Raw genomic sequence first — 26,466 nt, forward strand, 5'->3', positions numbered from 1 at the left:
GGCCGTGGGTGCCACGGCCGCCCCGCCCCTTGTCGCCGTCCGTTACCGTTCGACGCCGCGGGTGTCCAGCCTGACCAGCATCTTGCCGACGTTGCCGCCGGCGAGCAGGGACAGCAGCGCCTGCGGGGCGTTGTCCAGGCCCTCCACCACCGTTTCCCGGGCCGTGACCTCGCCGGAGCGCAGCCAGCCGGCGACCCGGCTCTCGAACTCCGGGCGCAGGTCGTCGTGGTCGCGCACGATGAAGCCGCGCAGGGTCAGCCGTTTGAGGACCGCCTGGATGAGCTGGTTGATGTCGGCGGAGCGCCGCTCAGCGCCGAACTGGGACATCATCCCGCACAGCGCGACCCGTCCGCCGGGGCGCAACGCGTGCAGGGCGGCGACGAGCTGCTCGCCGCCGACGTTGTCGAAGTAGACGTCCACGCCGTCGGGGGCCAGCCTGGCGAGGGCCTCGCGCACCGGCTCGGCCCGGTAGTCCGCGGCAGCGTCGTAACCGAACTCCTTCACCAGCAGTGCGCACTTGTCCGGCCCGCCGGTGGTGCCGATGACGCGTCCCGCGCCCAGCAGCCGGGCGAACTGTCCGGCCGCGCTGCCCACGGCCCCCGCCCCGGCCGAGACGAGGACGGTGTCGCCGGGGCGGATCCCGGCGATCCTGGTGAGCCCGACGTACGCGGTGAAGCCGGTCTGTCCGAGCAGTCCCAGCCAGGTGGGCAGCGGCGCGAGGGCGGGGTCGATGCGCCCAGCGCCGTCGGTGGCGGCGGCGTCGAGGACGGCGTGTTCGCGCCAGCCGAGCTGGTGGCGTACGAAGCTGCCGGCCGGCACGGAGGCGCACCGGCTCTCCTCCACGACGCCCAGGGCCCGCCCGTCGAGCGGGGATCCGGGGGTGAAGTTGTGCGTGTAGTGCTTCTCGGTGCTCTCCAGCCGGCCGCGCATCGAGGGATCCACGCTCATGTAGAGGTTGCGGACGAGGAGTTGCCCCGCTCCGAGCGGCGGCAGCGAGCGCTCCTCGAGCGCGAAGTCGTCCGGGACCGGCTCTCCGTCCGGGCGGCGCAGCAGACAGACCACCCGTGTGGTGCGGACTGTCACCTGCTCATTCCTCCGGCTGCGGGACGGAGCGCCGCCGGGCGAGCCGGCCCACCCAGCCGGCCATCTGCAGGTCGGCGTGGCGCAGTTCGCCCGACTGCCAGCGGGCCTGGAAGTCGAAGATGCCCTGTGCCCCGGTCCTGGGGTCGGTCACCTCCACCATCCCGTCCTCCGTGAGCCGGTAGACCTGCCCGGTCAGCGGATGGGTCACTTGCTTGGGCATGGCGTTCACTCCTGCACTCGGCGGCGCACGCCGCGTCTGGTCACGGTCACCGGGCCGACGACCCGGAGCTGGCAGGCGAGCCGGGTGCGGCCGTCCACGGGCCGGCGCAGGGCCTCGATGCCCTCGCGCTCCAGCGGGCCCACGGGCGAGCAGTTGTCGGCGCCCTCGTCGACCTGGACGAAGCAGGTGCGGCAGGTGCCGTTGCCGCCGCAGACGGTGGGCCAGCGGTAGCCGAGCCGGTGCGCGGCGCTGAACAGGTCTTCGCCGTCGAGGACTTCCATCTCCAGTCCGGCGGGCCGGACCGCCACGGTGTGGGTCACTTGTTCATCCAGTGGTCGAGCGTCTGGTTGAAGTGGCGGATGCGGCTCTCCTGGTAGTTGGCCAGGGTGATGCCGGGCTTGCGCATCGCCTTCAGACCCTGCTGCACGTACGGCAGGTTCTCGCAGTCCTGGTCGAAGACCGGTCCGAGCACGCCCAGTTCGGGGATGTCCGCGAAGAGCAGGTCCTCCTCGACCCAGCGCACCTTGGCCGGGGGCGGCATCTCGCCGGGCTGCTTGGGGGACGACATGAAGATGATCTCGGCGATGCACGAGTCGGGGTCCAGGCCGTTGGGCCGGAACCGGTAGACGATGTTGGACTTGGCGCCGCCCCAGGGGTTGAAGTTGGGAAACAGCAAGTAGTTGATGGCGTCGAGGAGTTCGGTGTCGGGGGTCTGCGAGAAGTCCTGGTGCGAGGTGGCCGCCAGCTGGTCCCGCATCCGCTCGGCGAGGACCTGGCGGGCCGTGCCGCCGGGCGGGATCGCGGGCAGTTCGCCTCCCTCCGGCACCACCAGGTCGCGGCCCTGGGCAGCCGAGTAGAAGGCGCGTGAGTCGTAGAACGTCTCCAGGACGTCCTCCTCCGTCACGAAGTCGGCCACATGCGGGCTGGGTGCGCCCTGGATGTTGATCATCCGGTTCCAGTGGGGCTGGTCGGCCATGACGTCGTACTGGGAGTTGGCGTCGGCGAGCCACAGCAGCATCTGTGGATGGGTGGCGATCACGTGGAAGGACTCGATGAACGCGTCCTGCGCGACCTTCCAGTTGCAGGGCAGCACCTTGGCGATGTGCAGCGACTTGTAGCGCTTCTCCAGCGGCCAGATGTAGTAGTCGTCGAAGGTGCCCCGGTAGCTGTCGAAGGACTCGGCATACGGGTCCATGTTGATGAAGACGAAGCCGCGCCAGGTGGCCACCTTGGCCTCGGGCAGCGCGAACTTCTCGGGGGCGACATGCGGGAAGTCCCAGGCGCACGGCGGGGGCTGCATGGTCCCGTCGAGGTTCCAGGTGAAGCCGTGGAACGGACAGCGGAACTCGCTGACATTGCCGCCGTCGGTGCGCAGCTTCCGGCCCCGGTGCAGGCACACGTTGACGTACGCGCGGATCTCCTCGGGGGCGGTCCGCACGACGATCAGTGAGTCGTCGCCGATCTCGTAGATCTCGTGGTCGCCGACCTGCGGGATCTCGCTCTCCAGGCAGGCGAACTGCCATACGCGCCGCCACACCTGCCGCATCTCGCGCTCGGCCCACTCACGGGAGACGAAGCGTGCCGAGTCGATGTCCTCGCTGCCCAGGTAGTCGTTCCGCTCAAGGCGCAGGGCGGCGGGAACGGGTCGGCTGTCGCGGTCGAGGTAGTCCTGGACGCTGGGCCCGGGACACCGCGCGGTGCCCACCTCCGACGTTTCGTCCATCATCTCTCCTCAGGCAGAAACTTTAGAGTGAGTGTAGTTAGCGTGGGCATCCGGCGGCAACACTCGCAACAACACCCCGCCCCGGGTCTGCCGAGGTCACCGCCGAAAATGGGCGCGAAAGCGGGGAATTTCGCGACGACCCCCTCCCCAAGTCCGCCGCAGCGTGTCACACTCCCACGCACTTGAGGCTGTAGTTCCTCATAAGTTTCTTGGTAGGGCCGGGCTCCATGCCCCGCCCCAGCGCCGCACGGTCACCCCTGCGGCCCACGCCGTGCCCCACGCCGGCGATCACAGGTCCCCTGTTCCACCACCCCGCGTGCCGCCCGTCCCGGTCGGCACCCACAGGACCGCCTGAAACGGAGCCGACCGCCGCGCGAGCGACGCGGGCCGCGGCAGCCCAGGCGCCACACCACGGGAGTACTCGACGATGAGTTCAAGACCCGGTCGCGCGGTCCGCCGCGCCCTCACCGCCACCATCCCCGTCACCGCCCTGCTCGCCCTGTCGGCGTGCGGCAACGACTCGACGCCGGCCGCCGGCACCTCACAGGCCGCGGCGGCGGCCGACTCCCCCGGCCTGACGGCGGCCCGTGCGGCCCTCAAGACGTACTCCGCCCGCCCGGCCCAGATCCCCGTCAGCACTCCCGTGGGCCACAAGATCCCCGGCGGCAAGCAGATCGACTTCATCCTCTGCGGCGTCCAGTCCTGCAAGGACCTCGCCGACTTCACCACGGCCGCCGCCGGCCAACTCGGCTGGAAGGTCAAGCAGATCGCCACCCAGGGCACCCCCGAGTCCGTTCAGGCCGCATACGAACAAGCCGTGCGGGACAAGCCGGACGCCGTCATCGCCTCCGGCTTCCCCCGCGCCGTCTACGCCAAGCAGCTGGCGCAGCTCAAGGCGGCGGGCATCCCCGTCATCCAGTCCAACGCGGACGACGTGGCCGGCGACGGCATCTCCCTGCTCAAGAACGGGCCCAAGGACGTCGCCGTCCAGGGCGAGATGATCGCTTCCTGGGTGGTGGCCGACAGCGGCGGCAAGGCCGACACGGTCTACTTCGACCTCCCGGCCTACACCATCCTCAAACCCGTCAAGGACTCCTTCGCCGCCAAGTACAAGCAGTGGTGCCCGACGTGCGGGCTGGACAGCGTCGACGTACCCATCACAGCGGTCGGCAAGGACATGCCGGACCGGGTGGTGTCCTACCTCAGGTCGCACCCGAAGGTGACCCACGTCGTGTTCTCCCTGGGCCTGCTCAACGTGGGCGTCCCGGCCGCGCTGAAGACCGCCGGCATCACCGGCAAGCACATCGTCGTCAACGTCGGAGACGCGCAGAACTACCAGTACATCCAGAGCGGTCTCACCGACGGTGCCATGGCGCTGAACTCGCACGAGCTGGCCTGGATCCAGATCGACGCCCTGGCCCGGCACTTCACCGGCCAGTCCATGGACGTGGACCAGCAGGCGGCGCTGCCCAACATGCTGGTCACCAAGGACAACCTGCCTTCCGCCGACGGCGACTTCCCCCTCGTCCAGGACTACCAGGCGCAGTTCAAGGCGCTGTGGGGGCTGAGTTGACCCGCCCCGCGCTGCGGATCGCCGGGCTGTCGAAGAGATTCGGCCCCACCCGGGCGCTGGAGGGCGTGGAACTGGAGATCGCCCCCGGCGAGATCCACGCCCTCCTGGGCCCCAACGGCTCCGGCAAGTCCACGCTCATCAAGATCCTCGCCGGTTACCACCACGCCGAGCCCGGAGCCGTCGCCGAACTCGACGGCGAGACCTTCGACCTGAGCCAGGCCACCGCCGGCCGGCACGACCGGCTCCGCTTCGTCCACCAGGAGCTGGGGCTGGTGCCGGAGCTGAGCGCCGTCGACAACCTGGCGCTCAGCCACGGCTTCGCCCGTACGGCCGTCGGCAACATCCGCTGGCGCGAGATGGAACGGCGTACGACCGCACTGGTGGAGCGCTTCGGCCTGGACATCGACGTACGCCGGCCCCTGTCCCTGCTCTCGCCCGTCCAGCGCACGGTGGTGGCCATCGCCGCCGCCCTGCAGGGCTGGGAGGGGCGCAGCGGGGTGCTGGTGCTCGACGAACCGACGGCCGTGCTCCCACCCGGCGAGGTGGCCCGGCTCTTCGACATCGTCCGCGAGGTCCGCGACGCCGGCGCCGGCGTCCTGTACGTCTCGCACCGCATGGACGAGATCTTCGCGCTCGCCGACCGGGTCACCGTCCTGCGCGGCGGCCGCCGCGTCGCCACCCGCCCGGTCGCGGAACTGACCCCGCGCACCCTGGCGGAGCTCATGGCGGGTGAGGAGATCGAAAGCGGCCGGCGACCGGTTCAGCCCGCCGCCTCCGCCGAAGCGGTGCTCCAGGTCCGCGACCTGTGGGCCGGGCCGCTTCGGGGCGTCGGTTTCGATCTGGCCAGGGGCGAACGGCTGGGCATCACCGGCCTGGTCGGCTCCGGCCACGAGATCGTGCCCTACGCGGTGTGCGGCGCACGCACCGCTCCGGTGCGCGGCAGACTCCGCCTGCCCGCACACTCCGACGCGTGGACGGACGCCGGCCACGCCCGGGCACTGGGCCTGCCCCTGGTGCCCGCGGACCGAGCGGCCGAGGGAGTGATCGCGGACTTCTCGGTCGCGGAGAACCTCACCCTGCCGCTCCTGCACCGCCTGCGCGGCTCCGGCGGACGGCTGCACCGGCGGCGCGAGACCTCCCTCGCGGAGGACTGGATCCGACGGGTCGGGGTGCGCACGGCCGGGCGGGAAGCCAGGATCACGACCTTGAGCGGCGGCAACCAGCAGAAGGTCGTCATGGCCCGCTGCCTGGCCCAGCGACCTCCGGTGCTCGCCTTGTGCGAACCCACCGCGGGCGTCGACATCGCGACCCGGCTGCAGCTGTACGACCTGATAGAGCGTCAGTCCGACGAGGGCATGGGCGTGCTCGTCTCCTCGTCCGACACCCAGGACCTGCTCGCCCTGTGCACCCGCGTCCTGGTGGTGCGAGACGGCCGGATCGCACAGGAGATCACCGGCCGGGACATCACCGAATCCGCGCTCGTCCACGCCATGGAAGGAACCGAATGACATGACATCCACTCCGACCCGGGCCGCGCAGGTCCGGCCGGCGCGGCCGGACGGCACCACCCCGCGCACCCTGGCCCGGCTGGGACGGCGGGCGGTGGCCGCGCTGTCGTTCCGGAGCATCGGCGCGGTGTATGTGTGGCTGGTCATCGTCGTGGTCTTCTCCGTCTGGGCACCGGAGACGTTCCCGACCGCCACCACGGTCAAGCAGGTCCTCAACGGCAACGCGGTCGCGGGACTGGTCGCGCTGAGCGTCGTACCGCCGCTGGCCGCCCGCGTCTTCGACCTCTCCGTCGCCTACACCATGTCCCTCACCAGTGTGCTGACCGCCCGCTTCCTGGTCTCCGCGGGCCTCGGTCCCGGCACCGCGATCGCCCTGGCGATGACCGCCGCACTGCTGGTCGGTGTCGTCAACGGGATCGTGGTGGTGGTGCTGCGCGTCGACTCGTTCATCGCCACCCTGGCCACCGGCGCCCTCGTCCAGTCCCTCATCACCATGGTCACCGACGACAGCTCCATCACCGGTGTCCAACTCCTCGCCAAGCCGTTCGCCGACCTCGCACAGCTCGACGTGGGAGGCATCACCCTGCCGGTGCTCTACCTGCTTCTCGCCTCCGTCGCCATCTGGTTCCTGCTGGAACACACCGCCACCGGCCGGCGCCTGTACGCGACGGGCTTCAACACCGACGCGGCGCGTCTGCAGGGCGTGCGCACGGACCGGCTGCGCTTCATGACCCTGGTGACCTCGGCGCTGCTGTCCGGCTTCGCCGGGATCGTCTTCGCCTCCCAGGTCGGGTCCGGTTCACCGACCGCCGGGACCCCGTATCTGCTGTCCGCCTACGCGGCGGCCTTCGTCGGGGCGACCCAGCTGCGCGCGGGCCGCTTCAACGCCTGGGGCACGGTGCTCGCGGTGCTGCTGCTCGGCACCGGCATCACGGGGCTGGGGCTGGCCACCAGCGCACAATGGGCCGCGAGCCTGTTCACCGGCTCCGTCCTCATCGTCGCGCTGGTGCTGACGGGCGGACGCATCGCCCTGCCCACCGCTCTGCGCCGCCGGAAGGCGACCAGTCCCCCGGTTCCTTCTGAGGCGGGCGCGGCGGCCGTCCCCGACAAGGAGGCAGGACGTTGAAGGCGGTCCAGTACCGGAAAGTGGGCTACGCGCCCGAGGTCGTCGAGGTTCCCGTGCCCGAGCCGGGCCCCGGCCAGGTGCTGCTGAAGGTGACGGCGGCCGGGCTGTGCCATTCCGACCTCGCGGTGATGGGCTGGCCCGAGGAACAGTTCCCCTATCCCCTGCCGCTGACGCTCGGCCACGAGGGCGTCGGCACCGTCGCCGCCCTCGGCGCCGGCGTGGCCGGGGTGGTGGAGGGCGACGAGGTGGCGGTCTACGGGCCGTGGGGCTGCGGGCGCTGCCGCGCCTGCGCCGAGGGCCGGGAGAACAGCTGCCCGCACGCCGCCGGGCTCGGCATCATGCCGCCCGGCCTGGGCTCCCCCGGCGCCCTGGCCGAGTACATGCTGGTGGACTCGGCCCGCCACCTCGTCCCCCTGGGCGGGCTGGACCCGGTGCGGGCCGCCCCGCTGACCGACGCCGGCCTGACGCCGTATCACGCACTGCGCAGGTCCTTGTCGAAGCTGGTGCCGGGCAGTACGGCGGTGGTGATCGGGGTCGGCGGTCTGGGGCATCTCGCCGTCCAGATGCTGCGGGCTCTGACGCCGGCCCGGGTGATCGCCCTCGATGTCAGCAAGGAGAAGCTGGAGTTCGCGCGCACGGTCGGCGCTCACGAGACGCTGGTCTCGGACGCCGAGGCACCGGCCCGTCTGCGGGAGCTGACCGGGGGCGTGGGCGCGGAAGCGGTCCTGGACTTCGTCGGCGCCGAGGCGACCGTGGCGATCGCCGCGGCCTCGGTCGCCGTGGCGGGAGACGTGACGGTCGTCGGCATCGGCGGGGGCACCCTCGCGGTCGGCTTCGGCGGTGCGCTGCCGTTCGAGGTGTCCGCCTGCTTCCCGTACTGGGGCAGTGTCCCGGAACTCCTCGACGTCGTCGCGCTCGCCCGGCAGGGGCTGGTCTCCTGCCACGTGGAGACGTTCTCGTTGGAGGAGGCGCCGGCGGCGTACGAGCGGCTGCACGCCGGGGAGATCAGCGGCCGTGCGGTCGTGCTGCCGCACGGCTGAAACGTGTGGCGTCGGGCCGGGCCTGGTACGGGCCCGGCCCGACGGCTGTCCCGGGCATGCGGGGTACGCGGGTATCAGGCGCCCACGGCCCAGTCCACGCAGCGCCGCAGGACCGTGCGGAACTCCGGTGTCCGCCACGGCCCGAGGTCCACGCGGCCGGTGTCCGCGACCCCGAGGTCCTGCATGTCGTAGCGGCCCCGGCAGTGTCCGAGAGTGAAGTAGCAGACCTCGCCGTGCCCGTGTCGCTTCAGATACAGCACCGGTCGGGGCGCGCGGTCGAGTGCTGCCGTGTCGCCCTCGGCGAAGCCCCGGCAGGGCCCTGTGTACTCGGCGTGCAGCAGCACCTCCCGGTCACCGTGCAGTTCGCACACGTACAGCTCGTCGGTGACCGTGAACGGCTCGATCCCGGTGACCAGGGGATGGTCGGGCCGGGTGACCTTCACCTCGTACGGTTCGATCGGGGGGTGGGCCAGGAACTGGCTGCCGAGCACCCCGGCCACGTCGCCGAGCAGCCGTGGTGTGGTGAAGAGGCGTCTTCCGCCGGGGAGCGGGGGATCGATCACGGAGTTGGTGCCGTGCAGGGCGAGCCAGCGCCCGCCCCGCTGGACGAAGTGCGCCAGCGCCTTCTGCTGTGTGGCGTCCGGTCGGACGTCGCAGGTGTAGGTGACCAGCAGGTCGGCGCTCTCCAGGGCGGGCTGGCAGTCGTAGTCCTCGTAGACCCGAGTGCGCACCCGCGGCCGGTCCGCGAGCAGTTCCAGCAGTCGCAGCCGTGCGAAGTCGATGTCGTGCCATCTGCCGCCGCAGACCAGTACGGCGTCCAGACGGCCGGCCGGCCCGGTCACGGCTCAGTACTGGACGCGGGTCAGCAGCCCGCCGTCCACGACGAGGTTGACGCCGACACAGAAGGATCCGGTGCGGCCGAGCAGGAACGTGACCGCGGCGGCCACGTCCTCGGGGGTGCCGTAGCGGCCGATCGGCAGCTTGGCGAGCACCTCCTCGTACACCTCCGGGCGGCTGGTGCGGATGGTCTCCCAGGCGCCGCCGGGGAAGTCGATCGGGCCGGGCGAGACGGTGTTGACCCGGATGCCCTTGGGGGCCAGGGCATGGGCGAGCGCGGAGGCGTGCTGGACGACGGCCGCCTTGAGGGCGGAGTAGGAGTTGGCTCCGGCGGGTCGGGCGGTGTCGGAGGCGTTGGTCGTGCCGATGGCCACGACGGCGGCCCGGTCGGAGGCCTCGAGGTGGGGCAGGGACGCCTCGACCAGGGTCGCGAAGGGGACGAGGTCACCGCGCAGGCTCGTCTCCCACGACGTCGGACCCTTGACGTTGCCGGCCGAGACGTTGGAGACCAGCAGGTCCAGGCCGCCGAGTTCGAGCGCCGACCGCTGCACGAAGCCCGCGAGTTCGTCCGGGTCGGTGACGTCCACCGGCTCACAGTAGACGGTCGCTCCGTCGGCGCGCAGTTCGGCGGCGGCCTTCGCCAGTGTCTCCTCGCCCCGGGCGCACAGTGCCAGTGCGCAGCCCTCGGCTGCCAGTTGTCCGGCGATCGCCCGGCCGATGCCCCGGCTGGCGCCGGTCACGAGCGCCTTCGCGCCGGTCAGTCCCGTGTCCATGCTCGCTCCTTTGAGTCGGTGTCAACGGCCTTCAGTTGCCGAGTAGTTCGGAGAAGGGAACGCGGTCGGTGCGCGGTTCGCCGGGCAGTCCCAGCACGCGTTCGCCGATGAGGTTGCGCTGGATCTGGTCGGTGCCGCCGGCCAGTCGGTAGCCGGGGGCGCCCAGGAGGTGCTGGGTCCAGGCGAAGGTGTCCGGTTCGCCGGTGTCGGCGCTGATGCGGGCGCCCATGAGTTCGGCCGCGGTCTGGCCGGTGCGGGTGAGCAGGTCGGAGGCCATGAGCTTGGTCAGCGACGCCTCGGGGCCCGGCCGGCCGCCGTCGGCGCTCGCCCGGGCGACCCGGTCGACGGTGGCCGCGCGCAGTTCGGACCGTACGTACAGGTCGGCGAGGCGCTGGCGGACGAGGGGGTCCCGGGTGCGGCCGAGTGAGCGGGCGAGGGCGAGGACGTCGGAGAAGGTGCCGCCCTTGCGCCGGTTGCCGCCGCCCGAGGCGGTCCGTTCGAAGGCGAGGGTGGCGGTGGCGACCTCCCAGCCCTGGCCGGGACGCCCGATGCGCAGTTCGTCCGGGACGCGGACGCCTTCGAGGAAGACCTCGTTGAAGGAGGCTCCGCCGCTCATCTGACGGATGGGCCGCACGTGAACGCCCGGGGTGTCCATCGGCAGCAGGAAGGCGGTGATGCCGGCCTGTTTGACGACGTCCGGGTCGGTGCGGGCCAGCAGCAGCCCGTAGTCGGCGAACTGGGCTCCTGAGGTCCACACCTTCTGCCCGTCGATCACCCAGGCCCCTTCTTCCTCGCGGGCACGGGTGCGCAGGGCGGCGAGGTCCGATCCCGCACCGGGCTCGCTGAAAAGCTGGCAGGCCAGCAGGTCGGTGCGCAGGAAGGCGCGTGCGTGGGTCTCGCGTTGCGCGGGTGTGCCGAACAGGGAGACGGCCATGGCGACCAGCCGTACGGTGACGCTGATCAGCTCCGTGGACGGCGGGACCTCGAACGCGGACTCCTCCTGGGCGAAGGCCGCCGCGTGGGCGGCGCTCAGTCCCGCTCCGCCCTTGTCCCGGGGCAGGGTGAGGGCCTGGTGGCCGGCGTCGAAGCGGGCGCGCTGATAGGCGCGGCAGCGCTCCAGCAGCAGCCGTTCCTCGTCGTCGGGGAGGTTGTGGAACACGGCGAGGTCGGCGGCCTCGGGGCTGGACGCGGGTGTCCGGCGGGGTTCGAGCACGGTGGCGAGCCACTGCCTGACCTGGGTGCGCCAGGCGTCGATGTCCGGCTGGTCCGCTTCCGGTTTGGACATGGCTCCTCCTCGAGTCACTAACCGGACGTGAGCTTGAGTAACGACAGGGCGGACGGGGCAGCATGCGGCCCTTGATCAGAGACGATTGCTTCCGACCGGGATCAGAGTGTTCCGCACTTTCTTGATAAACGCTACAGTCTCAGCATCGCCTTCCCGTGAAGCAGCGGGACGGACCGAGGAGCCGTCGGAGGAGCCATGTCCCTTCCACCCGTCGACCGCCGTGCCCACGAGACACCCCACGAGCCGGCCCTGATCGACGACCGGGGTGCGCTGTCCTGGTCCGGGCTCGCCGACCAGATCGAGCGGGCGGCCACACGGCTGCTTCAGTTCGCGCCGGGCCCCGACCACCGGGTCGCCGTCCTCGGCGACAACGCGATCCCGACCCTCGTGACCCATCTGGCCGGACTGCGCGCGGGAGTGGGGACGGTGGCGACCTCCCGCCAGCTCATGGTCGGCGAACTCGTCGATCAACTCGTCGACGCGAACGCGACCGCGATCGTCGCCGGACCCGCCGGCGCGGGCGTCGCCGTGGAGGCGGCCCGCGAACTGGGCCTGCCCGTGGTGACGCACGGAACCGAGCCGGCCGGACACGCCTTCGACTGGGAACTGTGGCTGAAGGCGGCGCCCGCCACGCCCGCCCCCACGGACCGGCCCGCCCGCCCTCCCCTCGTCTACACGTCCGGAACCACCGGACGGGCCCGCGGCACCGAAGTGCGCTGGGTGAGCGGCGACATCGCCGACAGCGCCGCCTACCTGGCCGCGCTGGCCGCCCGGTCCGGATTCCCGCCGGGCCCGCACCTGGTGTGCGGCCCGCTGCAGCACAACGGCCCGCTGACCGCGCTCAGACACCTGGCCGCCGGTCAGCCGGTGGTGATCCTCGGCAAGTACGACGCGGAGGCCTTCCTGCGTCGCACCGAGGAGTGGCGGGTCACCTCCGCCGTGATGGTGCCCACCCACTTCCAGCGCCTGCTCGCCCTCCCGCAGGACGTGCGCACCCGCTACGACGTCTCCAGCCTGCTCCAGGTCTCGCACACCGGCTCCGCGTGCCCGGCCGAGGTGAAGAGAGCCATGATCGAGTGGTTCGGTCCGGTGCTTACGGAGTCGTACGGCGCCAGCGAGGCCGGCACCCTGGCCCGTATCGACAGCACCGAATGGCTGGAACGCCCGGGCTCCGTCGGACGCGCCCAGCCCCCGTTCGAGGTGCTCGTCACCGACGACGCCGGCCGGCCGCTGCCGCCGGGCGAGACGGGCCTGCTCGCTTTCCGCGCCCCCAAGGGCCGGGGCGTGCGCTACCACGCGGACCCCGAGAAGACGAAGGCCGCCTACCTCTCCCCCGGTGTCTTCACCCTCGGCGACGTCGGTCATGTCGACGCGGACGGCTACATCTTCATCACCGACCGGGCCGCCGACGTCGTGGTGTCGGGCGGAGTCAACCTGTACCCGGCCGAGAGCGAGGCGGTGCTGCGGCTGCATCCCGCGGTCGCCGACGTCGCCGTCATCGGCGTACCCGACCCGGACTTCGGCGAGTCGCTGCGCGCCCTGGTCGTGACCGTCGACGACGAGCCCACGGCCGGAGAACTGGACCGCTTCTGCCGCGAGAAGCTCGCCGCCTACAAATGCCCGAAAACCTACGAGTTCGTCTCGCAGCTGCAGCGCAACGCCATGGGCAAGCTCGACAAACGCGCGATGCGCCGCCCCTACTGGCGCTCCGAGCGCACCATCGCCGGCTGAGCCACTCCCCTCCCGTCAAGAACCTCTCCATGACCGTCCCATCAAGGACCTCTCCATGACCGAACTCCTCCTCATCCGCCACGGCCTTCCCCGGGCGGGCGAGTACGACCCCGGGCTGTCGCCGCAGGGCACGGCACAGGCCGAGCGGCTCGCCGCCTGGCTGGCGCACGAAGGCCTGGACGCCCTCTACACCAGCCCGTTCCAGCGGGCCCGAGAGACGGCGGCTCCTGTGGAGCGGCTCACGGGACTGACCGCCACCGTCCTGGACGACCTGCGCGAGTGGGACACCGACGTGACCCACCCCTACACGCCGCCGGAACAGATCCGTGCGGACGACCCGCGCTCGCTCGCCCTGTCCGAGGGCCGCTACGAGGACTTCGTACCGGATCTGGACTGGAACGCCTTCCGGGCCCGGGCGAGACGGGGCATGCAGACCATCCTCGACGCCCACCCCGGCCAACGCGTCGCGGTCGTGTGCCACGGCGGCATCACCAACACCTATCTGGCGACGGTGCTGGGCCTGCCCCGCATGTTCTGGTTCCACCCCGACTACACCTCGGTCAGCCGGGTGCGGCGGATGCCCGGCGGCCGGATCGTCCTGCACTCGGTGAACGAGACGGGCCATCTCGTCGCCGAGCGCGCCGTCGACGCGGCGGCCTGACCTCGTTCCCTCGTACCCAGGAGGTGCCGGCCGTGCCCGGATCCGTCATCGTCGCAGGCGCCAGAACACCCATCGGCAAGCTCATGGGCGCCCTGAGCACGGTCTGCGCCGCCGACCTCGGCGCGCACGCCATCCGTGCCGCGCTGGCCGCCGTACAGCTGGAGCCGGCCGCCGTGGAAGCCGTCGTCATGGGCCACGTCGTCCAGGCCGGGGCCGGTCCCAATCCGGCCCGGCAGGCCGCCGTGGCCGCGGGCATTCCGTTCTCCGTCCCGGCGAGCACCGTCAACAAGCTCTGCCTGTCCGGTCTGCACGCCATCGCCCTGGCCGACCTCATGATCGCCTCCGGGCGCCACGAGGTCGTCGTCGCGGGCGGCATGGAGTCCATGTCGGGCGCGCCCTACCTGCTGCGCACGGCGCGCGGCGGCCTGGCGTACGGCGCCGCCACCGCCGAGGACGCCCTCGACCGCGACGCCCTCGTGTGCGCCTTCGACGGCGTCTCCATGGGTGCCGCCACCGAGCGCTACCAGCGGCCCTACGACCTGACGCGCAAGGAGCAGGACGAGTACAGCGCCCTGTCGCATCAACGGGCCGCCCACGCCCGGGAGTCGGGCACGCTGGCCGAGGAGATCACGCCCGTCACCGTGGCGGGACGCCGAGGCGAGACGGTGGTGGACACGGACGAGGGCGTACGACCGGACAGCACCGCTGACGGCCTCGGGCGCCTGAAGCCCGCCTTCTCCGCCGAGGGCACCATCACCGCGGGCAACTCCTCACAACTGTCCGACGGCGGCGCGGCCGTCGTCGTGATGAGCGCGGAACGCGCCGCGCGGGAAGGCCTGGTACCGCTCGCGGAGATCGGCGCCTACGGCACCGTCGCGGGTCCCGATCCCTCGCTGCTCGTCCAGCCCGCCGGGGCGGTCCGGGACGCGCTCGCCCGCGACGGCCGGCTCAAGACCACCGACCTGGACCTGCTGGAGATCAACGAGGCGTTCGCCGGGGTGGCCCTGGCTTCCGTCCGGGAGCTCGACGTCCCGCCGGAGCAGGTGAACGTCAACGGCGGAGCCATCGCCCTGGGCCATCCCGTGGGCATGACCGGCGCCCGGCTGGTACTGACCCTCGCCATGGAACTGCGGCGACGCGGCGGCGGCACGGGCGCGGCGGCCCTGTGCGGGGGCGGCGGCCAGGGCGACGCACTGCTGCTGCACGTCCCACCGCGGGTCTGAGAGCCCTTCCCACCCATCGAGTACGAGACCGAGCTGACGACCATGACCGACCTCCTGTCCCCCGACCAGGCGACCCTCGTCGTGGCGGACCGCGCCGACGCCGCCGACGGTGTCGTCTGCCTCACCCTGCGCCGCCCCGACGGCGGGCCGCTGCCCCCGTGGACCCCAGGGGCCCATATCGACCTGCTCCTGGACAGCACTCTGATCCGTCAGTACTCCCTGTGCGGACGTCCGGCCGACCGTGACGCATGGCAGATCGCCGTGTTGCGTGAAACGGACGGCCGGGGCGGTTCGGCCTACGTCCACGAGCGCCTGAGGAAGGGGACCGAGGTACGGGTGCGCGGGCCACGGAACAACTTTCCGCTGCGGCCGGCGGAACGCCATCTGTTCATCGCGGGCGGCGTCGGCATCACGCCCCTTCTGCCCATGATCGAGGCGGCAGACGCCGAGGGGTGCGACTGGCGTCTGCTCTACGGCGGCCGCACCAGGAGCTCGATGGCGTTCCTCGACCGCCTGGCCCCCTACGGAAAACGCGTCCTCGTCCGCCCCCAGGACGAGTTCGGTCTGCTGGATCTCACGGACTTCCTCGGCGAACCGCAGACGGGCACGCTCGTGCACGCCTGCGGCCCCGAGCCCCTGCTGCGTGCCCTGCAGGAGCGGTGCGCCGCCTGGCCGCCCGGCACCCTGGGCGTCGAGCGGTTCGCACCGGCGGAGCGGACCGACGCGCGCGAAACCGAGGCCTTCGACGTCGTACTGGCCCGCGCCGGGCTCACGCTCACGGTTCCGCCGGACCGCTCGGTGCTCCAGGTCCTCACGGAGGCAGGCGTCGAGGTCGACTTCTCCTGCCAGGAGGGAACCTGTGGCACCTGCGAGACCGACGTGCTCGAGGGAACGCCCGACCACCGCGACTCACTCCTGAGCGAGGACGAGCGGGCGGCCGGCGACACCATGCTCATCTGCGTCTCCCGCTCCTGCGGGCCCCGCCTGGTCCTGGACCTGTGAGCGCACGGACGTTGCGACGGTGATCACGGCGCGGAGGCCGCCCGCGCACGGGCCACCTCGCCCGCCCGGCGCCGCCGTCACATGCTGGAGAACGGCACGGAGAACAGCACCCTTTCGGGAATGGCCGGTTGCTCCCACGCTCCGGCGGAGTCCGCGGCCCACTCGGTCTGCGACCACAACTGCTGGGTGCTCCACCACAGCGACATGCCCTCGCTGTGCTGGGCCCAGCATGCGTTCGCCTGGACCTGTCCGCTACAGGTGTGCGACGTGGCGGCGCCGCTGGTGCTCATCCTCCACATGATGCCGTGCACCCCCGGCCCCCACAGGGCGTCGGCGGCGTAGTACTTGTCGTTGTGCGCGAGCACCGCCTGCAACCCCGCCGCGTTGTTGGTCACGTAGCTCTTGGTCGGGTCGGCGTAGGCCTTCCCCCCGCTGGTGACGAGCGGCATGGCACCGCCGGGAGCGGCGAGGTCGTAGCGGAAGATCCGGGCGGGCTGGGCGTCACCGCCGGTGGTGCGCCATTCGTTGGCGACGATGCTGTACGGGCTGGTGCTGCGGTCCATGGTGAGCCCGTCGAAGCACGGGTAGCCGGTGACGGATGCGCCACTGCACTGGCCGCCCAGGCTGTAGGAACCGATCGCGGGCATGATGTATTGGTAGCCGCGTGCCGAGTAGCCGCCGCTGACCTTCCCGATCTGATGGGAGTTCACGGTCGCCTGCAGGATGTGCTTGAAGTCGAAGACGTACAGTGCGTTGGCGCTGCGGTCGGGCCGGGACGCGGTGACCAGGAGCTTGTCGCCGTACCAGACCATGCCGCCGAGGTGTGAGCCCAGTTTGTCGAAGTCGTCGCCGCCGTTGATGGGCACGACCAGCAGCACCCACCGGTACTTGAAGGCGCCGGGGGTGTTGGCGTCGATGAACGCCACCCGTGCCAGGCCGTCGTCGTCGGGGGTGGAGCTCGCGAGGTCGTCGTTGTTGGTCCAGCCCGAGAGGATCACCTTGTTCGTGCCCCACATGCCGTCGTCGTCGGCGTCGCCGGACGAGGTCAGTCCCTGGGGTACGAATTGTTGGGTGAGGGCGTCGCCGGTGTCCCAGCAGTAGGCCGATGACGCCGCGGGGTTGATCGGCCGCGCGGCCAACTCGGTGCTCGTGCACCCGGAACCGCTGCTGCTGTACATGGGGTGGTTGGCGGACTTCAGGACCGTGTCCACCCCGATATTGGGCAGATGACCGTCCAGCGTACTGATCGTCGTGGGGGACACACGGTGCTCGGTCAGCTCCAGCTTGCTCATCGCTGCACTGGTCCCGTTCGGGAGCAGCGCCCCGGGTGTGGGCACCGGGGTCGCGGCTTGCGCCGGTGTCCCCCATGCCAGCACGGCCGCGGCGGCCGCGGCCAACACCCCTGCCACCGTTCGTCTCGTCCTCATCCCACTCCCCGTTCGCCGGAAAAGGCACCATCGGCCCGAATGCTGTCATGGGCACGTGAAGTAGGTGGAGTTTCCACGGAATTCGCCGAGGATCCACCTCAAGGGCCCATCTCCCGGGCCGTGTCCTCGGCGGAGTCCCCGATCTGGCGTAGGGGCGTGCGGGAAAGGGCGCAGCTCACCCTGCGCCGACCGGTCTCCCGCACCTACCGGTAGTTGAGCTCGGCGAGTTCGGTGGCGAGCTTCTTGGGCATCGGCGTGTGGCCGAGCAGGGGAAGCGCGATGTTGCGTGCTCCGCGAGCCATCGCGTTGCGCGTGGTGGCGACACGGGTCATCCGGTCGGTGAAGGCGACCACCCGCTGGGCGACGGGCCGGCGCCGCGCCTCGTAGCCGTCGAGCTGTCCGGACGCGAACGCCCGGCCCAGGGCGTGGCCGTCCTGGATGCCGGTGTTCATCCCCTGACCGCCGGCGGGGCTGTGCACATGGGCGGCGTCGCCGGCCAGCAGCAGACGGCCGGCACGGTAGTGGTCGGCGACCCGGTGGTGCACCCGGAACCGTGACGACCACGCCAGGCCGGTGACCGTGGCCTGGCCCGGAGCGCGTTCGTCGAGCAGCCGCTGGACGAAGGCGAGATCCGGTGTGGCGGGTGCGTCGTCCACGGTGGCGACGACCCGGTAGTGCCCTCCGGGCAGCGGCGCTACGACGGTCAGTCCCGCGGTGCCGAAGGTGAGCGAGACCTCCTCGGGGCCCGGGGCCCAGTCCATCATGACGTCGGCGAGCACGAAGGACTCGGCGTAGGCGTTGCCGGAGAACCCGATGCCCGCGGCCTCGCGCACAGTGCTGTGCATCCCGTCGGCGCCGACGGCGTACGCGGCGCGCAGCGTCTCGCCGGTGGTCATGGTGAGCGTGACGCCGTCCGCGTCCTGGACGACGGAGGCGACCTCGTAGGGGCGGTGCACGTCGCCACCGAGCGCCCGCAGCCGCTCCAGCAGCACGCTCTCGGTCTCGTACTGCGGGACCATCAGCGTGTACGGGTGCGCCGTGGGCAGCTGGTCGAACGGCACGGTCAGCAACCTCCGGGCACCGTCGCGGACGGCGAACCGGGTGACTTGGACGCCCCGCGCGATCAGATCCTCGGACGCTCCCAGCTCGTCCAGGACCTCCAGGGTGCGGGCGTGGACGACGGCGGCCCGTGAGGTGTTCGCGCCTTCGGCCAGCCGGTCCAGGACGACGAAGTCGATGCCGGCGGACGCGAGCGTGACGGCGAGCGCGAGCCCGGTCGGACCGCCGCCGACGATGGCGACCTCGGTGCGGCCCGGGAGTGCGGTGGTGTTCATGACGGGAGTTTTCCCTTCCGGAGAGACAAAGCCAACGAGCGTTTGCCAACAAGTGTTGGCCAACGCCTGTTGGCATGATGCTCGATTCCGCACTGGAAAGTCAACACACGTTGGCCTACAGTCGTTGGCATGACCCGAGGCACCGAGATCACCAGCACCGACAGACGTTCGGACCGCACCAAGGCCGCGATCCTGCGCGCCGCGCGCGAACGTTTCGCGGCACAGGGCTACGAGCGCACGACGATCCGAGCCGTGGCCTCCGACGCCGGCATCGACCCCTCGATGGTCATGCGCTACTTCGGCAACAAGGCCCAGCTCTTCGACGCGACACTCACCATCGACCTGCGACTGCCCGACCTCACGGACGTCCCGGCGGACGAGCTCCCCCAGACCCTGGTGCGGCACTTCCTCGCACGCTGGGAAGGCGACCCGGCCGACGACGCACTGCTGGTCCTGATGCGCTCGGCGGTCACCAACGAACAGGCCGCGGCACGGATGCACGAGATCTTCGCGGCGCAGGTCGCCCCCGCCCTGGCCGCCGCTCTCGGCCCGGAACTCGCCGCACGACGGGCCGGCCTGGTCTCCGCACAGCTCCTCGGCCTCGGGCTCACCCGCTACCTACTGCGGCTCCCCGCAGTGACCACCCTGACGCCGGACGAGATCGAACACGGCCTCGCCCCGGCCATCAAGGCCGTCCTCGAGCCCAACTAGGCACAATGCGGCCTTCCGGCTACGAGTTGGTCCCGTCCAGAAGTCGTGTCCGCCAGAGGGTGAGGCCCTGGGTCAGGTCGGCGTCCGCGGGCGCCAGTCTGGGGAGGCAGCTGTCGATGTAGTGGAGGTAGAGGGGGACGAGGTCGGTATGGAGGAGTTCGGTGAGGTGCTCCGCGGGGCCAGGCTGTCCGTGGCGTGCGCGCGTCGCGGCGCGGACGAGTTCGCCGGCTACCGGTGAGGGGTGGGCGAGGTGGTGGTGGATGGCGTCGTCGGTGGATCCGGGCTCCCCGGTGGCGGCGGTGTAGAGGAATCGGAGCGGGAGCAGCACCGCCTTGGTGAACCGTCTGATGTCGCCCGCCAGGCGCGCGGGGTCGTGGAACTCGGCCAGGACCGGGCCCGTGGCGAGCGTCTGCAGCGCGAAGCGGACGCTGTCGGTAACCAGCGCGGCGGAGGTGGGTTGTTCCACCTCCTGACGTATGTCCTCCCCCGTGAGCAGCACGCCGCTGTTCTTGAGGTCGAGCCGGTCGACAGCCGGAAACCTGCCGTCGTCCCGGTTCGCGCGCAGGGCCGGCAGCGAGCTCCAGAACACAGACAGGCGTTTGTGGGCGCCGTCCCTCGCATGGAGCTCGCGGGTGACGTGGTCGATGATCCGGTCGTCGTCGTGTCGGCGGTCGGTCAGGACCAGTCCGAGGTCGATGTCGCTGACGGTGGGTGCGAACCCTCCGTGCGCGAGGCTTCCCAGGGCGTAGGCCGCGATGAGGCGGTCGGCAAGGGTTCGCCGGAACTCCTTCGCGCAGCTCTCGGCGATCGTGGCGGCAGAGCCGGAGTCAAGGGCCTCCTGGGGGAGCATGCTCATACCGGGGCGGCGGTGTCGCGGCGCGCCAGTTCGGCGATCCGGTCGGAGACCATGGTGATGATCTGCCAGGCGCGGTCGAGGAGTTCGGTGACATCACCGAGCTGCCACTCCTGGCGCTCGGCGAGCAGCCGGTAGCCCATCTCGATGTGCTCCTGGTCCGCTTCGTCGTGCAGGGCGAAGTAGGCGTTGCCGGGGAACGCCAGGGAGCCCGCGTTGCTGAAGGTGAGGCTGCCGGCCTCCAGTACGAGGTGGGCGAGGACCACACGGTGCAGGCCGGGCAGGGTGCGGAACTGCTCGACGAACCAGGCGGCTCCGGCTTCGACTACGGGGTCCCATTCGGCCGTCCGGCCGGTGGGGTGGCTGTCGGCCAGGATGTCGTCGTGGCCGATCTCCTCTTGTCGGTGCTGTACAGCGAGTTCCTTGAGTTGAGGATCGGTCTCGAACTCGGCCCGGACACTGATCATGCGCTGGAACGCCTGGGACCACGGTGCCAGGTGTGTCAGTACGGCGTCCTTGGTGGCTGCCGGTGTCGCGGGGTTCTCCAGCAGGAGAATCAGGTCGCTGCAGCGGTATGCGCGGACGTGTTGTTCGTTCCTGTCGGCGACTTCCCGTAGAGGCGCGGGCATCGTGGTCATCGGGAGGAGTCCTCCTGGGGGGGTGTGCGCGGTGGCCGTGGCGGCGGGCTGGGCTGTGCGGCCGGCTGAGGGTAGAGCGGAAACCTGAAGTAGACACATACGTCGCCGTCGTGACCGAGCGAGCGGTAGCTGACCAGTTCCTGCAGGCCCCTGCTCCGGCTCAGAGGCCGCGGCGCCACGGCGTGCAGCAGGGCACGGTGACGTTGCGGGTCAAGGCCTTCGTGCACCATCAGCGCCTCGATCCTGGCCGCGGCTTCCGCGTCGGACGTGGTGAAACTGGACACCCGGAAGTAGGTGGTCGACTCGTCGGCACGGAGGGCGTCAGGCCGGAAGGCCAAGCAGGTCAGCGGGGCTTTGCCGGCGGCTTCGGGGTCCGTGCCGAGCAGAGCCCGGAAAGCCGAGCGCGTTCTGTGCGGATCATGGGCACGGGCGAGCGCGGCCATCTGTTCCAAGGCCGCGACGCTGCTGGTGTGGTTGCGGTAGTACACCTTGGCTCGGGACCGGGCACTGGAGTCCAGGTCGAGGGCGAAGAACTCCAGTTCGCGCTCGGCTCCGTCCCTCTGTGTCCCTCGGGCCACCCCTTCACAGGTATCGGCCCACGCGGTGCCCATCGCGAGGCGTTCCATCGCCTCGCCCACCAGGGAGTGACGCTCCGGCATCGGCACGGCGTACAGGCCGAAATAAATCTTGAAGGCCGGAAGATGCCCTGGTCGCCAGGCCAGCGAGTGCCACACGGGCACGGGCGCTGCCCCCTGGCCGGTGGCCGGCATGAACACACCGGCCACCTTCCCGTAACGATCCAGACCAACCCCGGGCTCGGCGGCCAAACGGTCCGTCAGCGCCACCGCCGCGGTCCGGTTGGAAACCGCGGTGATGGGCCTGGAGGCGCCCAGTGTCTCGAACAGGATGCGCAGTTCCGGTCTTCCCCGGGACCACTTCACTGACATCTCGGCGGGGAAGCCGTCCTCGGCGACGTACGAAGGGAAGGGGCTTTCCCGCCCGACGGGCATGTCGGCCCACGGCCGCAGAAGATCCTGGACCTGGTCCGTCACAGGCTCGCTCGTTGACCGCGACAGACCAAGCCCGTCGCACATTTCGACCCAGCGTTCGCGAAGGAACCCGCCGATGGAACGGCCCTCACCCGAGAAGATGCTGTCCATTCCCCTGTCCGTCCTCCCAGCGTGCTGTCTCCTCCACGGCATCGACAGACCGCACCGCGCTTTGCCGCGAGCCCCACTCTCCAAGCGCTGAAGCGCCACGGTCCAACTTTTCGACGAGCGTCGAAACGGTGGACTTCGGCGGGGAAAGCCAGCTATCGAGTGCGGCGTTGGTCCTGGCGGACTGCCGGGCAGAACGAGGCGGGATGACGCTGCCCGTTGCGTGGCGGCCGCGCCGAGGAGGGCGGCCCCACTCCGCTCACCGGGTCCGTGAGCCACGACGTCTTCGGGCCGTGGGGGCCGCCCGCTTGCCAGCCGCTTATCGAAAACGTATTGTCGAAAACACGTTTTCGATCCGCCGTGTTCGGTGTGGACGGGCGCGGACCGGCAGCTTGGACGACGGGAATCACTGATGAGTAAGCAGGTGCCGGCCTCCAACCGGCGCAAACGGCTGACGCAGGAGCGCGAGCGCGAGATCCTCGACGTCACCTTCGACCTGGTCGCGGAGGTCGGCTACGAGCAGGCGACCGTGGACGAGGTGGCCAGGCGGACGCAGGCGAGTACGGCCACGCTGTACCGGCAGTGGGAGAGCAAGCCCAAGCTGGTGATCACGGCGATGATGGCGCGCAAGTACCCGCCGCTGCCGCACATCGACACCGGCAGCCTCCGCGATGACCTGGTCGCGCTGGCCCGCATGATGCCGGCACCGCACCCCAAGGGCGCCCCGACGCTGGGAATCTGGCAGGCCATCATGTCCGACCCGGCCCTCGCCCAGGCACTGCGGGACGTCCTGTTCGCCCCCTACCTCGACGCGCTGCGGACCATCCTGGCCCGGCACGTCGAGTGCGGAACGATCCGTCCCGACAATCCGGCTCTGGCGCACTCCGAGATGTTCCTGATGGGCACCGTCTTCGTGGAGAAGCTCTTCACCGGCACCGAGGCCGACGCCGATCAACTCATCGCGGTCATGGACGCCTTGCTGTTGCCGGCGCTGACCAGTTAACCGCAGCTGATCCCTTTCCTCATCATCTGGTCGGCGTCCTCCGGGCCCGGCCAGTACAAGGACGAGAAGACAAAGGAAGTTGGCCAGCCATGAGCAGCACTTCGACCGATACCGTCCTGGTCACCGGGGGCTCCGGGTTCCTGGGCTCCCGTGTGATCGCCCAGGCACTTGGCGAGGGCTACCGGGTCCGCACCACGGTGCGGGCCGCCGACCGCGAGGCGCATGTCCGCAGGGACGTGGAGGCCATGGGCGTGGACGCGGGTGAGCGGCTCGTGTTCGTGGTGGCGGACCTGACCGCGGATGAGGGGTGGGCCGAGGCGGTGGCGGGCTGCCGCTACGTCCTGCACACCGCCTCCCCCTTCCCGGGCGGCGAGCCCGACCACGAGGACGATCTGATCGTCCCGGCCCGTCAAGGCACGCTGCGCGTGCTGCGTGCCGCGCGCGACGCGGGGGTCGAACGCGTGGTGGTCACCTCCTCGTTCGCCGCCGTCGGATACGGCAGGCCGGCCACCGATCGGCCCTTCACCGAGGACGACTGGACCGACCCGGACAGCGACATCCCCGCCTACATCAGGTCCAAGGTGCTGGCCGAGCGAGCCGCCTGGGACTTCGTCGAGCACGAGGGCGACGGGCTCCAGCTCGCCACCATCGCTCCGGTCGGCATCTTCGGCCCCGTCGTCGGCAGTGACCACTCCTCCTCGATCAACCTGATCACCGGCCTGTTCAGCGGCACCATGCCCGGCGTACCCCGCCTGTACTTCGCCGTCGTCGATGTCCGGGACGCCGCCGACCTGCACCTCAAAGCCATGACCGACCCCAGGGCAGCCGGCGAACGCTTCATCGCCGCCGCCGGCGACGCCGTCTCGCTGCACCAGATCGCACTCGCCATCCGCGACCGGCTCGGCGACGCCGCCAGTGCCGTCCCGACCACCGAGCTTCCGGACGAGACGGTACGCAAGGCCGCCGAGGCCAACCCGGCACTGAAGGGCTTGCTACCCAACCTCGGCAAGGTCCGCCATGTGAGCAACGACAAGGCCCGCGCCGTCCTCAACTGGAACCCCCGCACCAGCGACGACGCTGTCGCCGCCACCGCCGAGAGCCTCCTGGAGCACGGCCTGCTGCCCGTCGCGCATCCCGCATAGCGCGTCCCGCCAGCGGAATTACACGACTCATGAACTTCTCGACGGAGGAAACATGCCAAAAGCGATGGTGTTGACCGACTTCGGCGGTCCTGACGTGCTGCGATGGGCTGACGTCCCGCTTCCCGAGCCGGGCGAGGGGCAGATCAGGGTGAAGGTGACAGCCGCGGGCATCGGCCCGACCGACCTCGCCCTGCGGTCGGGCCGGCTCAAAGCCTTTTCGCTGCGCCGCAACGCCGTACTCGGCTTCGAGGTGGCCGGCACTGTCGACGCGGTCGGCCCCGGAGTCAACGGAACGCAGATCGGCGAAGAAGTGGCGGCACTGCTTTTCGACCTTGGTGGATACGCTGAATACGCACTTGCCTCGATGTGGGTCCACAAGCCTCCTTCCGTCCCGTGGGCTGCCGCAGCCTCTCTGCCGGCTTCGGCGGAAGCCGCAGCGGGGGTTCTGCGGCAGCTGGCGGTGAAGACGGGCGACACACTGCTGGTGTTCGGTGGGGGCGGCGCCGTCGGCTTGATCGCGACGCAGTTGGCTGTCGCTCAGGGCGTCAAGGTGATCAGCGCCGTAGGCGCGCGGGACGACGCACTGGTCACATCCCTGGGTGCCACACCCGTACGCTACGGCGCGGAGCTGGTGGACGCGGTCCGGAGTGTCGGGGCCGTCGACTTCGCGTTCGACGCGTCGGGCAAGGGAGTGCTGGCCGACGCGATCGCGTTGACCGGAGCCGCCGACCGGGTCATGACCTTGTCCGACCCCGCTGCGGCGGACTTCGGTGTCACACTGTCACACCCCAGTCCGCAGCGGGCTCCGCATGCGTTGCAGGACACCATGTCCATGCTGGCGCAGGGGCGGCTCCGGCTGCGGGAATACACAACCATGCGCATGCAGGACGCCAGTGAGGCGCACCGTGTACTCGAAGCCGGTCAGGTGCACGAGCGTGTCGTACTGACCTCCTAATGATGTTGTCAAGCTGGTGCAGTGACAGGGAGGTTGCCTTGGTAGCACTGTCCGTCACGAATGAGAGCCCACAGGACGTTGACGCGTCGACGGGCCAGCGCGAGCACAGCCTGGGTATGCCGCTTGCCCTCGGCGCGTTTGCGTTCGTAGAAGCGGCGCGAGTCGTCGCAGCTGCGGATGCTGATGAGCGCGGAGGTGTAGAAAGCGCGTTGCAGGCCACGGTGGTAGCGCCGGGGCCGGTGCAGGTTGCCGCTGACGTTGCCCGAGTCCCGAGGAACCGGGGCGACTCCGGCGAGACTGGCGAGGCGGTCAGCACTGCCGTAGCGGCTCATATCACCAGCGGTGGCTGCGAGGAACTCGGCGCCCAGGAGCGGGCCGATGCCGGGCATGCTGGAGATCACTTCGGCGAGTTCGTGTTCGCGAAACCGGGCCGCAACGAGCTTGTCGATCTCGGTGATCTGCTCGTTGAGACTCATCACCTCCTTGGCCAGGGTGTGGATCACCTGCGCGGTGATCTTCTCCCCGGGGACAGCGGTGTGCTGACGCTCGGCGGCTTCCAGGGCAGCTTCGGCCAGGGATTCGGGACTGCGCACGCTGCGGTTGCGCAACCAGGTCACGAGCCGTTTCCCACCGGTCCGCCGCAGAGCGGCCGGCGTCTGGTAACCGGTCAGCAGGACCAGCGGGCCGACGTTGCCCAGGTCAAGTGCCCGCTCCAACGCGGGGAAGATGCAGACAAGTTGGCCGCGCAGACGGTTGATCCGGCGAGTGCGGTCGGCGTTGAGGTCAGTCCGGCGGTTGGTGAGGACCCGAAGCTCGATGGCGTGCTCGTCGTCCGGCCGCAGGACCGTCAGGTCCCTGCGCATCCGGGCCTGGTCGGCGATGACGGTGGCGTCCTTGGCGTCGGTCTTGCCCATGCCCCGATAGCCGACCGACGCCCGGTTGACGGCCAGGCCGGGTATGTAGACGAGGTGCTGGCCGTGGTTGAGCAGCAAGCTGATCCAGAGTGCGGCCATGCCGTCGGCGACGTCGACCGCCCAGACCACCTCCTCGCCGAGGGACAGGATGTCGGCGAGCAGGGCCAGCAGTTCCGGCTCGTCGTTCAGGACGCGTCGCGACAGCAGCCGTTCGCCCTCGACGTTCAGGACCACACAGTGGTGATGGGTCTTGCCGATGTCAGTACCCGCCCAGATCCGGGCCACCAGTTCCTCCGGTCGTTCGATGACGCTCTGTTCTCCCGGACGACCTCGCCGGCGTGGTCCTACTCAGCGATCCGCCCGAAGGCGTTCGCAACTCCTAATCAGCGGCCGAGTCGTCGTGAGGCACCGGGCGGCCAGGTCAGGTGAACCATCGCGTGCAACCCTCTGAAAGCCGCCGAGTAGCCGAGGGGAATCTCACCCCTCGGCTCTCACAGAACCGTGCGGAACGATCTCTCGTTACACGGCTCCTGTCGTCCTGGTCACC

General features: G+C 70.6%; 25 protein-coding genes. 12 read left to right on the forward strand and 13 right to left on the reverse strand.

Annotated elements, in window-relative coordinates; all coding sequences use genetic code 11:
• Positions 1-42: 42 nt before the first annotated feature.
• From ACWCQ1_RS47990 to ACWCQ1_RS48005, 4 genes are read right to left on the reverse strand one after another with little or no spacing between them, the layout of a single operon-like run.
• A complete protein-coding gene (locus ACWCQ1_RS47990) occupies positions 43-1,083 on the reverse strand; it encodes an NADP-dependent oxidoreductase (protein ID WP_358607625.1) in 1,041 nt (346 codons plus the stop codon).
• Positions 1,084-1,087: 4 nt separating this feature from the next.
• Complete coding sequence (locus ACWCQ1_RS47995) at positions 1,088-1,303, reverse strand: transposase (RefSeq protein ID WP_133047080.1); 216 nt, start codon at positions 1,301-1,303, stop codon at positions 1,088-1,090.
• A gap of 5 nt (positions 1,304-1,308) precedes the next feature.
• Positions 1,309-1,623 (reverse strand): 2Fe-2S iron-sulfur cluster-binding protein, encoded by a 315-nt coding sequence (locus tag ACWCQ1_RS48000; RefSeq protein ID WP_133047081.1) that lies wholly within the window; start codon positions 1,621-1,623, stop codon positions 1,309-1,311.
• Entirely contained in the window at positions 1,620-3,029 is a 1,410-nt protein-coding gene (locus tag ACWCQ1_RS48005; protein ID WP_133047082.1) for an aromatic ring-hydroxylating oxygenase subunit alpha, read from the reverse strand. The genes ACWCQ1_RS48000 and ACWCQ1_RS48005 overlap by 4 nt, the downstream gene beginning before the upstream one ends.
• Before the next feature lie 424 nt (positions 3,030-3,453).
• Between ACWCQ1_RS48005 and ACWCQ1_RS48010 the strand changes: the two genes are divergently transcribed.
• Genes ACWCQ1_RS48010 through ACWCQ1_RS48025 form a run of 4 tightly spaced genes read left to right on the forward strand, consistent with a single transcriptional unit; the run spans position 3,454 to position 8,273 of the window.
• Positions 3,454-4,599, forward strand: coding sequence for a substrate-binding domain-containing protein (locus ACWCQ1_RS48010; protein WP_133047083.1), 1,146 nt, complete (start codon positions 3,454-3,456; stop codon positions 4,597-4,599).
• Entirely contained in the window at positions 4,584-6,107 is a 1,524-nt protein-coding gene (locus ACWCQ1_RS48015; RefSeq protein ID WP_451029605.1) for a sugar ABC transporter ATP-binding protein, read from the forward strand. The genes ACWCQ1_RS48010 and ACWCQ1_RS48015 overlap by 16 nt, the downstream gene beginning before the upstream one ends.
• Before the next feature lies 1 nt (position 6,108).
• Positions 6,109-7,233 carry an ABC transporter permease gene (locus ACWCQ1_RS48020; protein WP_451029606.1) on the forward strand — a complete coding sequence of 375 codons (1,125 nt, stop codon included), beginning with the start codon at positions 6,109-6,111 and terminating at the stop codon, positions 7,231-7,233.
• The gene (locus tag ACWCQ1_RS48025) at positions 7,230-8,273 is read left to right on the forward strand and encodes an NAD(P)-dependent alcohol dehydrogenase (RefSeq protein WP_451029607.1); all 1,044 of its coding nucleotides are present in this window, start codon (positions 7,230-7,232) and stop codon (positions 8,271-8,273) included. Before ACWCQ1_RS48020 ends, ACWCQ1_RS48025 begins: the two co-directional genes overlap by 4 nt.
• Positions 8,274-8,347: 74 nt before the next feature.
• On the opposite strand, the gene ACWCQ1_RS48030 is transcribed toward ACWCQ1_RS48025, so the two are convergent.
• The 3 genes from ACWCQ1_RS48030 to ACWCQ1_RS48040 are packed head-to-tail and all read right to left on the reverse strand — an operon-like array spanning position 8,348 to position 11,168.
• Positions 8,348-9,115, reverse strand: a complete 768-nt coding sequence (locus tag ACWCQ1_RS48030) for a ThuA domain-containing protein (RefSeq protein WP_358607639.1) — start codon at positions 9,113-9,115, stop codon at positions 8,348-8,350.
• A 3-nt stretch (positions 9,116-9,118) separates the two neighbouring features.
• Entirely contained in the window at positions 9,119-9,883 is a 765-nt protein-coding gene (locus ACWCQ1_RS48035) for an SDR family NAD(P)-dependent oxidoreductase (protein ID WP_358607642.1), read from the reverse strand.
• Between the two features lie 31 nt (positions 9,884-9,914).
• Positions 9,915-11,168: an acyl-CoA dehydrogenase family protein gene (locus ACWCQ1_RS48040; protein WP_358607645.1), complete on the reverse strand. Its 1,254-nt coding sequence runs from the start codon at positions 11,166-11,168 to the stop codon at positions 9,915-9,917.
• Positions 11,169-11,363: 195 nt separating this feature from the next.
• Here ACWCQ1_RS48040 and ACWCQ1_RS48045 point away from each other — a divergent pair, with 195 nt between their 5' ends.
• From ACWCQ1_RS48045 to ACWCQ1_RS48060, 4 genes are read left to right on the forward strand one after another with little or no spacing between them, the layout of a single operon-like run.
• A complete protein-coding gene (locus tag ACWCQ1_RS48045) occupies positions 11,364-12,899 on the forward strand; it encodes an AMP-binding protein (protein ID WP_451029608.1) in 1,536 nt (511 codons plus the stop codon).
• 55 nt (positions 12,900-12,954) lie between these two features.
• Positions 12,955-13,560, forward strand: a complete 606-nt coding sequence (locus tag ACWCQ1_RS48050; RefSeq protein WP_358607651.1) for a histidine phosphatase family protein — start codon at positions 12,955-12,957, stop codon at positions 13,558-13,560.
• Between the two features lie 32 nt (positions 13,561-13,592).
• On the forward strand, positions 13,593-14,783 hold the full coding sequence (locus ACWCQ1_RS48055) for an acetyl-CoA C-acyltransferase (protein WP_358607654.1): 1,191 nt from the start codon (positions 13,593-13,595) through the stop codon (positions 14,781-14,783).
• A gap of 42 nt (positions 14,784-14,825) precedes the next feature.
• Positions 14,826-15,785: a PDR/VanB family oxidoreductase gene (locus tag ACWCQ1_RS48060; protein WP_358607657.1), complete on the forward strand. Its 960-nt coding sequence runs from the start codon at positions 14,826-14,828 to the stop codon at positions 15,783-15,785.
• A gap of 77 nt (positions 15,786-15,862) precedes the next feature.
• Here ACWCQ1_RS48060 and ACWCQ1_RS48065 read toward each other — a convergent pair whose 3' ends face one another.
• Together ACWCQ1_RS48065 and ACWCQ1_RS48070 are read right to left on the reverse strand one after the other, a co-directional pair.
• The gene (locus ACWCQ1_RS48065) at positions 15,863-17,077 is read right to left on the reverse strand and encodes a hypothetical protein (RefSeq protein ID WP_451029609.1); all 1,215 of its coding nucleotides are present in this window, start codon (positions 17,075-17,077) and stop codon (positions 15,863-15,865) included.
• Positions 17,078-17,415: 338 nt separating this feature from the next.
• Positions 17,416-18,546: an FAD-dependent oxidoreductase gene (locus tag ACWCQ1_RS48070; protein ID WP_451029610.1), complete on the reverse strand. Its 1,131-nt coding sequence runs from the start codon at positions 18,544-18,546 to the stop codon at positions 17,416-17,418.
• 129 nt (positions 18,547-18,675) lie between these two features.
• Between ACWCQ1_RS48070 and ACWCQ1_RS48075 the strand changes: the two genes are divergently transcribed.
• Positions 18,676-19,257, forward strand: a complete 582-nt coding sequence (locus ACWCQ1_RS48075) for a TetR/AcrR family transcriptional regulator (RefSeq protein ID WP_358607666.1) — start codon at positions 18,676-18,678, stop codon at positions 19,255-19,257.
• 19 nt (positions 19,258-19,276) lie between these two features.
• Here the strand turns inward: ACWCQ1_RS48075 and ACWCQ1_RS48080 are convergent, their stop codons facing one another.
• From ACWCQ1_RS48080 to ACWCQ1_RS48090, 3 genes are read right to left on the reverse strand one after another with little or no spacing between them, the layout of a single operon-like run.
• A complete protein-coding gene (locus ACWCQ1_RS48080; RefSeq protein ID WP_358607669.1) occupies positions 19,277-20,107 on the reverse strand; it encodes a hypothetical protein in 831 nt (276 codons plus the stop codon).
• Positions 20,108-20,109: 2 nt separating this feature from the next.
• Positions 20,110-20,748 (reverse strand): hypothetical protein, encoded by a 639-nt coding sequence (locus ACWCQ1_RS48085; RefSeq protein WP_358607672.1) that lies wholly within the window; start codon positions 20,746-20,748, stop codon positions 20,110-20,112.
• Positions 20,745-22,007 (reverse strand): tryptophan dimethylallyltransferase family protein, encoded by a 1,263-nt coding sequence (locus ACWCQ1_RS48090; RefSeq protein ID WP_451029611.1) that lies wholly within the window; start codon positions 22,005-22,007, stop codon positions 20,745-20,747. The genes ACWCQ1_RS48085 and ACWCQ1_RS48090 overlap by 4 nt, the downstream gene beginning before the upstream one ends.
• A gap of 310 nt (positions 22,008-22,317) precedes the next feature.
• On the opposite strand from ACWCQ1_RS48090, the gene ACWCQ1_RS48095 reads away from it, so the two are divergent.
• The 3 genes from ACWCQ1_RS48095 to ACWCQ1_RS48105 all read left to right on the forward strand — a co-directional run bounded on the left by ACWCQ1_RS48095 (position 22,318) and on the right by ACWCQ1_RS48105 (position 25,005).
• Positions 22,318-22,908, forward strand: a complete 591-nt coding sequence (locus ACWCQ1_RS48095) for a TetR/AcrR family transcriptional regulator (protein WP_358607677.1) — start codon at positions 22,318-22,320, stop codon at positions 22,906-22,908.
• 89 nt (positions 22,909-22,997) lie between these two features.
• On the forward strand, positions 22,998-24,050 hold the full coding sequence (locus ACWCQ1_RS48100) for an SDR family oxidoreductase (protein WP_451029612.1): 1,053 nt from the start codon (positions 22,998-23,000) through the stop codon (positions 24,048-24,050).
• A 52-nt stretch (positions 24,051-24,102) separates the two neighbouring features.
• Positions 24,103-25,005 (forward strand): NADP-dependent oxidoreductase, encoded by a 903-nt coding sequence (locus ACWCQ1_RS48105; protein ID WP_451029613.1) that lies wholly within the window; start codon positions 24,103-24,105, stop codon positions 25,003-25,005.
• Between the two features lie 8 nt (positions 25,006-25,013).
• On the opposite strand, the gene ACWCQ1_RS48110 is transcribed toward ACWCQ1_RS48105, so the two are convergent.
• Positions 25,014-26,204, reverse strand: a complete 1,191-nt coding sequence (locus tag ACWCQ1_RS48110; RefSeq protein ID WP_451029614.1) for an IS110 family transposase — start codon at positions 26,202-26,204, stop codon at positions 25,014-25,016.
• Positions 26,205-26,466: the final 262 nt, after the last annotated feature.

It is taken from the genome of Streptomyces sp. NPDC002144 (genome assembly GCF_053593695.1).